Source organism: Candidatus Karelsulcia muelleri (assembly GCF_002243425.1).
GTDB lineage: Bacteria > Bacteroidota > Bacteroidia > Flavobacteriales > Blattabacteriaceae > Karelsulcia > Karelsulcia muelleri_E.
Genome location: NZ_CP021172.1, coordinates 173927 through 186832 on the forward strand (window position 1 = coordinate 173927; position 12906 = coordinate 186832).

Genomic DNA, 12906 nt, shown 5'->3' on the forward strand with positions numbered 1-12906 from the left:
TAAAAAAAAATTGATTTTGCAGACCCGTAGGGATTTGAACCCCAACTAACAGAACCAAAATCTGCTGTGCTACCATTACACAACGAGTCTTACTTTGAATAATTAATTATCTATCTTAGCAAAAAGAGCATTTGTTTCTATAAATTGTTTTCTAGGTAAAACATTTTCTCCCATAAGCATAGAAAATATTTTATTGGCAATATTTATATTATGAATAGTTACTTTACGTAAAGTTCTCCTTATAGGATTCATAGTTGTTTCCCATAATTGTTCAGCATTCATTTCTCCTAACCCTTTATAACGTTGAATACTTATTCCTTTTAGGAAAGAATTTAATTTTAAAATTTTTTCTCTCTCTTTAGAAGTCCAGGCATAAATTTTTTTTTTATAATTTTTTATTAAAAATAAAGGAGGTGTTGCTATATATATATATCCTTTTTCGATTAAAATTCTCATATATCTAAAGAAAAAAGTTAATACTAATGTAGATATATGGCTTCCATCTATATCAGCATCTGTCATAATTATTATTTTTTTATAACGTATTTTATTAATATTCAATTTTATTATATTTTTTTTTTTAAAAAAAAACACACCTAAAGCTAAAAAAATATTTTTTATTTCCTCATTTTCAAAAATTTTATTTTTAATTGATTTTTCAACATTTAAAATTTTACCCCTTAATGGCAATACAGCTTGAAATTTTCGTTCTCTTCCCTGTTTAGCTGTTCCACCTGCAGAATCACCTTCTACTAAATATAATTCACATAAATTAGGGTTTTTAGAAGAACAATCTGCTAATTTGATAGGTAAATTCTTTTTTTTTGAAGTTTTAATTAATTCACGAACCCTCTTATAAGCTTGACATGCTTTTGCAGATAAAAATACTTTATTTAAAATCTTTTTTAGATATAAAGGATTTTTTTCAAGAAAAGAATTAAATTTTGTTTTTACAATCTTTTCAACTAAACCAATTATTTCATAATTTACAAGTTTGTTCTTAGTTTGTCCCTCAAATTTAGGATTAATAATTTTTATTGTTAATATTGCTGTAAGACCTTCTATAAAATATCCCCCCGAAATTTTTAATTTTTTAAACCTTCTATTTTTAGAAAAATATTTTTTAAAAGTTTTTGTTAATGCTTTTTTAAATCCAGATATATGAGTTCCTCCTTCAGAAGTCTTAATATTATTAACGTAAGAAAAAATTTTTTCTTTATAAGAAGAATTATATCTCATTACTAATTCTAAATTTAGTTTTTTTTTCTTTTTTTTTAGATAAAAAAAATCTTTTATTCTAGATTTTTTAGATTTATAATTTTCTATTATAGATTCTTTATTTTTTTCTATAAACATTAGAAATTCTTTTATACCTTTTTTTGAAAAAAAATGATTTTTTTTAAAAAATCCAGTTTTATAAATTTTTCTTTCATCTAATAAAGAAATTGATAATCCTTTATTAAGAAATGATAATTCTCTTAATTTATTTTTTAAAATAGAATAATTATATGAAATGTTTTTAAATATCAATTTATCTGCTTTAAAAGTTATTTGAGTACCTCTTTGATTTTTACTATCACCAATAATTTCTAGTTTAGAAATTGGTATTCCTCTCGAATATTTTTGTACATATATTTTTCCATTACGAAAAATCTTAGCAATAAGTTTACTTGATAATGCATTTACGCAAGAAATTCCTACACCATGTAGACCTCCAGAAAATTTATAAGAATTATTATCAAATTTTCCTCCTGCTCCTATTTTAGTCATTACTAATTCAAGAGCTGATATTCCTTCTTTTTCATGTAATTCTACTGGAATTCCTCTTCCATTATCTAAAACAGTAATTGAGTTATCTTTATGTATTGTTACATAGATTTTATCACAAAAACCAGATAAGGATTCATCTATTGAATTATTTATTACCTCATAAACCATATGATGTAATCCTTTAATTCCAATATCTCCAATATACATTGATGGTCTTAATCTTACATGCTCAATTCCATCTAAAAATTTTATATTTTTAGAAGTATAATTCTCATTACTTTTTTTAATAGAATTATGTTTTTTCATATAATTTTTTTCTATTAAATAATAGGAATATAAATAATTTTTTTTTTAAAAAAAAATTTTTCTTTAAAAATATTATATAGATTATAATCTATATATAGATACTGATTATTCTTTTCATTTTCAAACTCCCCCCCTTTTAGATATAAAATACCATTATTAATTTGATTTTTAAATAAAAAATTTTTTTTAACTAATCTAATAAAATTTGGCAATTTTGTAACTGCTCTTCCTATAATAAAATTACATTTCTTATGGAAATTTTCTATTCGTGTACATTTTACAGACACATTTTTTAAATGTAATTCTTTAATTATTAAATTAATTATTTTAATTTTTTTCTCTATTGAATCAATTAATATAAATTTTGTTTTATTAAACAATAAAGCTAAAGGAATTCCAGGAAATCCACCTCCAGTACCAACATCAATAATAATTGATTTATTTAAAAAATAACAAATTTTATAAACACATAAAGAATGTAAAATATGTCTTTCATAAAAAAAATTTAAACTATTATTAGAAATAATATTTATTTTTTTATTAAAAAATTTATGAATTTTATATAATTTAATAAATTTTTTTATTATAGATTTATCTAATTCAGGAAAATATTTATTAAATATTCTTTCTTTCAAAGAAAATTAAATTATATTGCAATATATATTAAATAAATAAAATTATGTTATCAGATAGGATTCTTAATATGGGATATTCTAAAACATTAGAAATGACTTCTAAAGCAAGAAAATTAAAAGAATTAGGATATAATGTAATAAATTTAAGTGTAGGGGAACCTAATTTTTATCCTCCATCTTTTATTTTAGATGCAGCTAAAAAAGCTATAGATGAAGGATATCATTATTATACTCCTATATCAGGAATTTTAGATCTTAAAAAAAAAATATGTAATAAATTTAAACGTGATAATAATCTTAATTATAATATCTCACAAATAGTCATAAGTAATGGAGTGAAACAATCAATTATAAATTTATTTTTATCATTATTAAATAAAAATGATGAAGTTATAATACCTTCTCCTTATTGGGTAAGTTATTATGAAATGGTAAAATTTTGTCAAGCTAAACCTATTATTATACCAACTACAATAGAATATGATTTTAAAATTACTTCTAAACAATTAGAAACTGTAATTAGTTCTAAAACTAAAATATTTATATTTAATTCTCCATGTAATCCTACAGGAAGTGTTTACTCTAAAAAAGAATTAAAAAATATAGTAAATATATTATCTAAATATTCTAAGATTATTATTATTTCTGATGAAATATATGAGTATATCATTTATGATAAAAAACATATAAGTATTGCTTCTTTTCCTGAAATTTATAATCAAACAGTTACATTAAATGGTCTTTCTAAATCATTCGCTATGACCGGCTGGAGAGTCGGATATATGGGAGCTCCAGAGTGGATAGCTAAAGCTTGTGATAAAATACAAGGTCAAACCACATCATGTGTAAATACTATAGCACAACGTGCTTCTATTATAGCATTAACATATAATCCTAAATTATTATTAAGTAATCTTATATCTGAATTTAAATTTCGAAGAGATTTAGTAATCAATATTATAAATAATATTCCTCAATTTAAATTTAAAATTCCAGAAGGAGCTTTTTATATCTTTCTAGATATTTCTCCTTTATTAGAAGATAAAAAATATAATTCATATATTAAATCATCAAATGATTTTGCAATGTATTTACTTAATAAATGTCATATAGCTACAGTTTCAGGAGAGTCTTTTGGGTATAAAAATGGCCTTAGGATATCATATGCTAATTCTAAAGAGAATCTTATTGAAGCTTTTAATAGAATTAAAAAATTATTAAAATAATATATATATTAAGTAAGTAAGAATAATTTTTTAATTCTATTAAAATGGCACACCCTAAAAGGAAACAATCTAAATCTAGAAAGAAGAAAAGAAGAACTTATTACACTATTTATAGTCCAAAATTAGGAATAGATATAAAAACTAAACAGTTCCATCTCTATCATAGAGCACATTGGTATGAAAAAAATTTATTTTATAAAGGCAAATTATTATTTAATAAAAATAAATACATTTTTTTTTTAAGTAAATCATTAATTATAAATTATAAATATTTTAATTTATTTAAATATTTATTAATAAATAAATATGATTTTTTTTAAATATATAACATTTTTTTTATATATAAAATAATATCATTTTTATTAGGATACCAATTTTTTATTAAATTATTAGCATAAGGTGCAGGGGTATCTTGTACTGTTATTCTTTTAATTGGAGCATCTAAATAATCAAAAGCTTCTTGTTGAATAACATAAGCTATTTCAGAAGAAATAGCAGCAAATGGCCAAGATTCTTCTAATAAAAGTAATCTATTGGTTTTTTTTATAGAATTAATAATAGTATTATAATCTAACGGACGTATAGTCCGTAAATCTAGAATTTCTACACTTATATTTGTTTTTTCAAGTTCTAAAGCAACCTCTAAAGCTATTTTTATTATTTTACCAAAAGTAACGATTGTTACATCATTGCCTTTTTTTGTTACATTAGCTACCCCTAATGGTATAGTATATTCTTCAATTGGAATAATCATTTTATCTCCATACATTTGTTCAGATTCCATAAAAATGACTACATCATTATCACGTATTGATGATTTTAAAAGACCTTTGGCATCATAAGGATTAGAAGGAATAACTACTTTTAAACCTGGACAATTAGCATACCAACTTTCAAAAGATTGAGAATGTGTAGAACCTAATTGTCCGGCAAAACCTGTTGGTCCTCTAAAAACTATCGGAAGATTCCATTGTCCTCCACTCATTTGCCTTATTTTAGCAGCATTATTAATTATTTGATCCATAGCTACTAATGAAAAATTAAAAGTCATAAATTCAATAATAGGACGACACCCATTCAGAGCTGATCCAATCCCTATACCAGAAAATCCTAATTCAGATATTGGAGTATCAATGATTCTTTTGGAACCAAATTCTTTTAGCATTCCTTTAGAGGCTTTATATGCTCCATTATATTCTGCTACTTCTTCTCCCATTAGATATATGGTTTCATCTATTCTCATTTCTTCACTCATAGCAGCAGCTATAACTTCTCTAAAAGTCATTTCTTTCATAAAAGAAAAATTTGGTTTTTTTTAAAAAAAAAACTATTTAAAAAAAAAACTATATTTTATTTATAGTATAATTAATCTTTAAAATATTGATTGTTAAGAGATTTGAAATAAGATTTATATTTAGATTATTATTTTTATTATTTAGATTTAAATTATTATTTATATTATTTATATTTAAATTATTATTTAGATTATTTAGATTTCTATTTAGATTTCTATTTAGATTTATATTTAGATTTATATTTAGATTTATATTTAAATTAACGAAATATATTTTATATAAATTATTTTTAAAATAACCAAGAAGTAATACAATCATATATTATGTATGTAAGTATGATAGTAATATTTCTTTACGAGAAGATTTTTTTAATCTTTTAATTGCATGCATTTCTATTTGTCTGCAACGTTCTCTAGTTAATCTTAATAGATATGCTATTTTTTCTAAATTCATAGAAAAACATCCTAATCCATAATGTAATGTAATGATTTGAGATTCTCTTTCTGAAAGAGTTTCTAATAACATTTTTATATCTTGTTGAAGAGATTCTTTTTCTAAAGAGTGATCAGTTTTAGGTGATTCATAAATTTTTATCACATCATATAAATTAGAATTATCTCCATCACCAATAGGGGCATCTAAAGATGTATGTTTAATTGAATTTATCAGAGCTTCCTCAACATCTTTTTCACTTACATTTAAATAGTCACTAATATATTTTATTGATGGAGGCATTTTAAGTTTTTGTTCTAATTTAGAATATGTTTTATTAACTTTATTATAAAAAGCTAGTTTGTTTGTAGGATAACGTACACAACGAGCTTTATCCGATATAGCTTGTAATATAGATTGTCTTATCCACCAGACACAATAAGAAATACATTTAAATCCTTTTCTTTCATCAAAACGATTTATACCTTTTATGAGACCAAAATTTCCTTCATTAATTAAATCAGAGAAACTTAATCCTTGATTTTGATATTGTTTTGCTACAGAAATTACAAATCTTAAATTAGCTTTAACTAAATTATCAATTGCGTATTTTTTTATTCCCTTTTTAGAAAATTTTTTGATTAATACTGCGGTTAATTTTTTTATTTTTACTATAACTATACTTTTTTTTTTGAATATTGATTCTATTTCAGAATTATAAATAGATCCTAATCGAGCTAATTTAGCCCAAAAAAATTCTTCTTCTTGACTTAATAATGGTATATTACTTATTTCAAGTAAAAATTTATCTAAATACTCAGATTCACCATTAGGAATAGTTATAAGGTTTTGTTTTTTCATATTAAAAAAGGGTTTGAAGTTTTCATTTTAAATATATTTAAAAATAAAATTATAATTACGAGAAAAAATCATTTTATGAGATAATTTAATTTTTACAAATTTCTTATTTTTTCCCAAATATTTTACAGAGATTATATCTCCTATTCTTATAAAACTTTCTACTTTAGTTAATCTTTTCCAAGAAATTTCAGATATATGTAATAACCCTTCTACAGATTTAGATATTTCAACAAAAACACCAAATTTTTTTCTATTTTTAACTTTAGCTTTATAAATTTTTCCGACTTTAGGAACAAAAGTAATGTTTTTTATTTTTAAAATTGCTATTTTTAGTTTTGTTTCATTTTTTCCTAAAATTTCAATTACACCTAAACCACTTTTTTCTTTTATTTTAATATTAGTTTCTGTAGAAAATTGTATTTCTTGTATTATTTTTCCTCCAGAACCAATTACAGCTCCTATCAATTTTTTTTGTATATAAAAAGTATAAATTTTAGGAGCTGTAATCTTCAGTGATTTTCTAGGACAACTTAAAGTTGTAAGCATCTTTTTTATTATAAATAATAACCCTTTTTTGGCTTTAAAAATTGTATTTGATAATACATCATAAGTAATTCCAGATATTTTAATATCCATTTGACATGCTGTAATACCATATTCAGTACCTGTCATTTTAAAATCCATATCCCCTATATAGTCTTCATCTCCTAATATATCTGAAAGAATTATGGCTTCACCTGTTAAATAATTCATAATTAACCCCATAGAGATTCCTGAAACAGGTCTTTTCACAGTAATCCCTGCATCCATTAATGCTAATGTACTAGCACATACAGTAGCCATAGAAGAAGATCCATTTGATTCTAATACATCTGATACTACTCTTATAGTATAAGGAGTTACAAAAGGTATTATATTTTTTAAAGCACGTTGAGCTAAATTTCCATGTCCAATTTCCCGTCTGGATACTCCTTTTATTAATTTAATTTCTCCAGTTGAAAAAGGAGGGAAATTATAATGTAAGTAAAATCTTTGTTTAGCTCGCAAAATAGCATTATCAATTTTATTAACATCTAATGATGAACCTAAAGTAACTGTAGATAATGCTTGTGTTTCTCCTCTTGTAAAAATTGCAGATCCATGTACACCAGGCAAACAATCTACTTTACTCCAAATATTTCTAATATCATCTAATGATCTACCATCTATACGAAGATTTTCTTTAAAAAGAAGATTTTTTATTATTTCTTTTTTGATTTCATCAAAGATAATATCTATTTCAATATTATTAATTACAATGCTTTCATTATAAAAATGAAATTTGATTTTTTTAAAAATATTATCAATTTGTTTTGAACGTTTTTGTTTAAATAAACAACTTTTATAGATATAATAAATATCTTCATAATATAAAAATTTGATTTTTTCTTTTATATAAAAAACGTTTAAATTAAAATTAATATATTTATAATAATAATTATACAGATTAGACAATCTTGAATTGTATAATTTTTTATTTTTAGTAATTAAACTAATTTGAGCTTCAATTTGTAATTGAATATACTTATGTGCTTTAACTATTGCTTCCATCATCTCTATTTCAGAGATCTCTCTCATTTCTCCTTCTACAAGAATAATATAATTATTAGTACCTCCTACTATTAAATCTAAATCTGATTTTTTAATTTCTTCAATACCAGGATTAATAATAAATGCATCATTAATTCGTATTATACGAACTGTTGATACAGGCCCCTGAAAATAAATTTCTGATAGAGAAACCGCAGTAGAAGCCACTAATCCAGCTAATCCATCAGGCAATACATTTATATCATATGATAACAAAGATATCATTATTTGTATTTCCTTATAATAATTGTCTTTAAAAAGTGGACGTAATAAACGATCTACTAATCTCATAGTTAATATTTCTTCATTAGAAGGCCTCCCTTCACGTTTTATATATCCACCCGGAATTTTTCCTCCAGCTGAATATTTTTCTCTATAATCGATAGTAAGAGGTATAAATTTAAAATCCTCTTTGGATTCTTTTGAAATTACTACAGTGGCTAATAAGCTAGTATTTCCCATACGAACAACAGCTGATCCATTAGCTTGACAAGCTAATTCTCCAGTTTCTATGCTTAAAGCACGTCCATCTTCTAAAAAAAGATTTTCTTTTATTAATTCTGGGATCATTAAATATTAATTATTGGAATAATTTTCAATCAATTTCATAATTGAGTCTTATTTTTTTTTTCTATATATTTAAGTAACTTTTTTCTTTTAGAAACTAAAATTTGTAGAGATCTTTCTGTATTAAAATCCTTCTTATTAGATTTAAGATGATTTGTTATATTTTTTATTTTAAATGTTAATAAAGCTATTTGTACTATACAGTTACCAGTATCAGATACTGATAATCCATAATTTTTAATTATTAATTTTTTTTTATTTGAATTTAAATACATTTTAATAAATTATTTATTTGCAATATAGACAATACCATTATTTAATATATTGCTTACATTTTTTGTAATCAATAGATTTTAATAAATCTTTATAAGCGTATAAATTTTTAGTAATATATATTTAGAATAAAATTTAATATCCTTATTATAAAATTCTAATATCATACCATTTAATACTCTCTTCTTTTAAAAGATTGTTACAAATTTCTTTAGAAAGAAAATTTTTTTACAATCAGCCTTAAGTATATTTCTATATATAATTTTATTTTTTTATAACCAATCATATGAAATAATATAAAACATTTTTTATATTTGATATGTTTTAGATGTTGAAGAATTTTTAAATGGTTTTATATAAATTTTTAGTATTTTTATTTTAGTAATATTTTATAATTATGAGAAAAAAAATTCATCCTGACAATTATAGAATTGTTGTCTTTAAAGATATGACTAGTAATAAAAGTTTTTTTTGTAAATCAACTATTAAAACAAAATATAAAATCAATTTAAATGGTAAAGAATATCCATTATATAAAATGGAAATATCAAGTTATTCTCATCCTTTTTATACAGGACATATTAAATATGTAGATGCTACTGGTAGAATAGATAAATTTAATAAAAAATATAAATTATGTTTGTGAAAACATTAATAAAATAACTATAAATATATTAATAAATGCCAACTATACAACAACTTGTAAGAAAAGGGAGAAAGAATATAAAAAAAAAAAGTAAATCTATGGCTTTAAATTGTTGTCCTCAACGTAGAGGAGTATGTACAAGGGTATATACAACGACTCCTAAAAAACCTAATTCTGCAATGAGAAAAGTAGCCAGAGTTCGTTTAACAAATGGAAAGGAAGTAAATGCATATATTCCAGGAGAAGGACATAATCTTCAAGAACATTCTATTGTCTTAATAAGAGGTGGAAGAGTAAAAGATTTACCAGGTGTTCGTTATCATATAATACGTGGAGCCTTAGATACTGCGGGAGTTAAAGATAGAAAAAAAGCTCGTAGTAAATATGGAGCAAAGTGTTCTAAAAAAATAAAAAAATGAGAAAATTAAAATCAAAAAGAAAAAATTATCAACCTGATCCTATCTTTCAAGATCCTTTAGTAATGCGATTTGTTAATCATTTAATGAAAGATGGTAAAAAAACTATAGCTTATAGGATATTTTATAATTGTATTTCTGAAATAGAAAAAACAAAAAAAAATGGTTTAAAAATCTGGAAAGAAGCATTAGATAATGTAATGCCTCATGTAGAAGTTAGAAGTAAACGTATTGGAGGTTCTAATATACAAGTACCTACACAGATCCCACCTTATGTAAAGCTAACTAAAGCTATGAAATTATTGATTAGTTGTGCACGTGAAAGAAATGAAAAAAAAATGTATAAAAAATTAGCAGAAGAAATTTTATCTGCTTCTAAAAAAGAAGGAGCTGCGTTTAAAAAACGTGAAAATCTTCATAAAATGGCTGAAGCTAATAAAGCATTTTCTCATTTTAAATTATAAAAGTATGAAAAATAATTTAAAATATACAAGAAATATAGGTATAGCTGCACATATTGATGCAGGAAAAACTACAACTACAGAACGTATTTTATTTTATACTGGAATAAATCATAAAATAGGTGAAGTTCATGATGGAACAGCTACTATGGATTGGATGGAACAAGAACAAGAAAGAGGAATAACAATAACTTCTGCGGCTACAAAATGTGAATGGTTATATAATAATAACATTTATAAAATAAACATTATTGATACGCCAGGTCATGTTGATTTTACGGTAGAAGTAGAAAGATCTTTAAGAGTTTTAGATGGTATGGTAGCATTATTTAGTGCAGTAGATGGGGTAGAACCACAATCAGAAACAGTTTGGAGACAAGCAGATAAATATAAAGTACCTAGAATAGGTTTTGTAAATAAAATGGATAGACAAGGAGCAGATTTTTTTAATGTATGTGAACAAATTAAATCTAATTTAGGTGCTAATTGTTTGATATTACAGATACCTATTGGTATAGAAGATAATTTTAAAGGAGTTGTAGATATTATTTCTAAAAAAGCTATAATTTGGGATGAAAAAAACTATGGCACATCCTATAATATAAGAACTATTCCTGAAGGATTATTAGAATTAACTAATAAATATAGAAATCTTTTGATAGAAACTATATCTGAATATGATTATGATATAATGGGAAAATATTTTTCTAATCCTAATGAAATATCAGAAAATGATATTATATCATCTATAAAAAAATCTACAATAAATCTTGATATTGTTCCAATTATTTGTGGATCCTCTTTTAAAAATAAAGGAGTACAAGTAATGTTAGATGCTATCTGTAGATATTTACCATCTCCAATTGATATAAAGGGAACAAAAGGTATAAATCCAAAAACAGAAAAAGAAGAAATACGTAAACATAATTCTAAGGAACCTTTTTCTGCTTTAGCGTTTAAAATAGCCACTGATTCTTTTGTAGGTCGTTTAGCTTTTTTTAGAGTCTACTCGGGCCAATTAAAGTCTGGAACATATATTTTTAACTCTCGTTCAGGAAATAAAGAACGTATATCAAGAATATATCAAATGCATGCTAATAAACAAAACCCTGTAAATCTTATTGAAGCTGGAGATATAGGAGCTGCAGTAGGATTTAAAGATATAAAAACTGGAGATACTTTATGTGATGAAAATTATCCAATTATATTTGAAAATATCTCATTTCCTGATCCAGTAATTGGATTAGCTATTGAACCAAAATCTAAATCTGATATAGATAAAATGAGTTTAGCTTTATCTAAATTATCAGAAGAAGATCCAACTTTTATAGTACGTAATGATAAATATACTGGCCAAACAATAATATCAGGTATGGGAGAATTACATTTAGAAATTATTTTAGATAGAATGGAAAGAGAATTTAAAGTAAAAGTTAATAAAGGTAATCCTCAGGTAGAATATAAAGAAGCATTAACTAATTCTATTGAGCATAGAGAAATATATAAAAAACAAACTGGAGGACGAGGTAAATATGCTGATATTTTATTTAAATTAGAACCTGGAAAAAAGGGGGCTCAAGGATTGGAGTTTATAAATAAAGTAAAAGGAGGAAATATTCCAAAAGAATATATCCCGTCAATAGAAAAAGCTTTTAAAGAAGCTATGAAGAATGGCCCTTTATCTGGATATGAAATAAATAATGCAAGAATTATATTAATAGATGGTTCATATCATTCTGTAGATTCTGATCAATTATCTTTTGAATTAGCTAGTAAAATTGGATTTAAAAATGCAGCAAAGAAGACGAATCCTATTATTTTAGAACCTATAATGAAATTAGAAGTATTAACTCCTCCAGAAAATATGGGTAATATTGTAGGTGATCTAAATAGAAGAAGAGGTATTATACAAGGTATGGAAGAAAATCGAAGTAATTCAAAAATAATAAAAGCTCTTGTTCCTTTATCAGAATTATTTGGATATGTAACTATTTTACGTACATTATCTTCTGGAAGAGCCACTTCTACAATGGAATTTTATAAATATAAACCAGCTCCTATTTTAAATCAAAAAATGAATTGATTATGAAAATCAAAATTAAATTAAAATCATATGATTATTATTTATTAGATAAATCTGTTTTTACAATAGTAAAATTTGTAATTTCAACAGGTGCAAAAGTAAATGGTCCAATACCATTACCAACTAAAAAAAAAATTTATACTGTTTTAAGATCTCCTCATGTTCATAAAACATCTCGTGAACAATTTCAATTATCAAGTTATACAAGGTTATTAGAAATATGTAATGCTGGACCTAATACTGTAGATGCTTTAATCAAATTAGAATTAGCTAGTGGTGTTGAAGTAGAAATAAAAGTATAATTAT

The 12906-nt window shown here is 23.7% G+C and carries 13 protein-coding genes, 1 tRNA gene and 1 pseudogene; 7 read left to right on the forward strand and 8 right to left on the reverse strand.

The window, feature by feature from the left end; genetic code table 11:
* Positions 1-19 precede the first annotated feature (19 nt).
* From CA211_RS00900 to rsmG, 3 genes are all read right to left on the reverse strand, one after another.
* Positions 20-90, reverse strand: a tRNA-Gln gene (locus CA211_RS00900).
* Positions 91-102: 12 nt separating this feature from the next.
* Positions 103-2076, reverse strand: a complete 1974-nt coding sequence (locus CA211_RS00905) for a DNA gyrase subunit B (RefSeq protein ID WP_094248592.1) — start codon at positions 2074-2076, stop codon at positions 103-105.
* 14 nt (positions 2077-2090) lie between these two features.
* Positions 2091-2711, reverse strand: a complete 621-nt coding sequence (gene rsmG, locus CA211_RS00910; RefSeq protein WP_094248593.1) for a 16S rRNA (guanine(527)-N(7))-methyltransferase RsmG — start codon at positions 2709-2711, stop codon at positions 2091-2093.
* A 44-nt stretch (positions 2712-2755) separates the two neighbouring features.
* On the opposite strand from rsmG, the gene CA211_RS00915 reads away from it, so the two are divergent.
* Complete coding sequence (locus tag CA211_RS00915) at positions 2756-3937, forward strand: pyridoxal phosphate-dependent aminotransferase (RefSeq protein WP_094248594.1); 1182 nt, start codon at positions 2756-2758, stop codon at positions 3935-3937.
* A gap of 44 nt (positions 3938-3981) precedes the next feature.
* Positions 3982-4257, forward strand: coding sequence for a 50S ribosomal protein L32 (gene rpmF / locus CA211_RS01265; protein ID WP_094248595.1), 276 nt, complete (start codon positions 3982-3984; stop codon positions 4255-4257).
* On the opposite strand, the pseudogene CA211_RS00925 reads toward rpmF, so the two are convergent.
* The 5 genes and pseudogenes from CA211_RS00925 to rpsO all read right to left on the reverse strand — a co-directional run.
* Positions 4254-5234, reverse strand: a pseudogene (locus CA211_RS00925) (pyruvate dehydrogenase complex E1 component subunit beta); the annotation flags it as partial. The gene rpmF and the pseudogene CA211_RS00925 sit on opposite strands and share 4 nt — an antisense overlap.
* Before the next feature lie 46 nt (positions 5235-5280).
* Positions 5281-5550, reverse strand: a complete 270-nt coding sequence (locus CA211_RS00930) for a hypothetical protein (protein WP_192940292.1) — start codon at positions 5548-5550, stop codon at positions 5281-5283.
* 3 nt (positions 5551-5553) lie between these two features.
* Complete coding sequence (locus CA211_RS00935; RefSeq protein ID WP_094248597.1) at positions 5554-6525, reverse strand: sigma-70 family RNA polymerase sigma factor; 972 nt, start codon at positions 6523-6525, stop codon at positions 5554-5556.
* A 27-nt stretch (positions 6526-6552) separates the two neighbouring features.
* Positions 6553-8724: a polyribonucleotide nucleotidyltransferase gene (locus CA211_RS00940; protein WP_094248598.1), complete on the reverse strand. Its 2172-nt coding sequence runs from the start codon at positions 8722-8724 to the stop codon at positions 6553-6555.
* 35 nt (positions 8725-8759) lie between these two features.
* Complete coding sequence (gene rpsO, locus CA211_RS00945) at positions 8760-8996, reverse strand: 30S ribosomal protein S15 (RefSeq protein WP_094248599.1); 237 nt, start codon at positions 8994-8996, stop codon at positions 8760-8762.
* A gap of 395 nt (positions 8997-9391) precedes the next feature.
* Between rpsO and CA211_RS00950 the strand changes: the two genes are divergently transcribed.
* From CA211_RS00950 to rpsJ, 5 genes are read left to right on the forward strand one after another with little or no spacing between them, the layout of a single operon-like run.
* A complete protein-coding gene (locus CA211_RS00950) occupies positions 9392-9640 on the forward strand; it encodes a type B 50S ribosomal protein L31 (protein WP_007743978.1) in 249 nt (82 codons plus the stop codon).
* 35 nt (positions 9641-9675) lie between these two features.
* Entirely contained in the window at positions 9676-10059 is a 384-nt protein-coding gene (gene rpsL, locus CA211_RS00955) for a 30S ribosomal protein S12 (RefSeq protein ID WP_094248600.1), read from the forward strand.
* Positions 10056-10520, forward strand: a complete 465-nt coding sequence (gene rpsG / locus CA211_RS00960) for a 30S ribosomal protein S7 (protein WP_094248601.1) — start codon at positions 10056-10058, stop codon at positions 10518-10520. The genes rpsL and rpsG overlap by 4 nt, the downstream gene beginning before the upstream one ends.
* A 4-nt stretch (positions 10521-10524) precedes the next feature.
* Positions 10525-12600 (forward strand): elongation factor G, encoded by a 2076-nt coding sequence (gene fusA, locus CA211_RS00965; RefSeq protein ID WP_094248602.1) that lies wholly within the window; start codon positions 10525-10527, stop codon positions 12598-12600.
* Positions 12601-12602: 2 nt separating this feature from the next.
* A complete protein-coding gene (rpsJ, locus tag CA211_RS00970) occupies positions 12603-12902 on the forward strand; it encodes a 30S ribosomal protein S10 (RefSeq protein ID WP_394798000.1) in 300 nt (99 codons plus the stop codon).
* Positions 12903-12906: the final 4 nt, after the last annotated feature.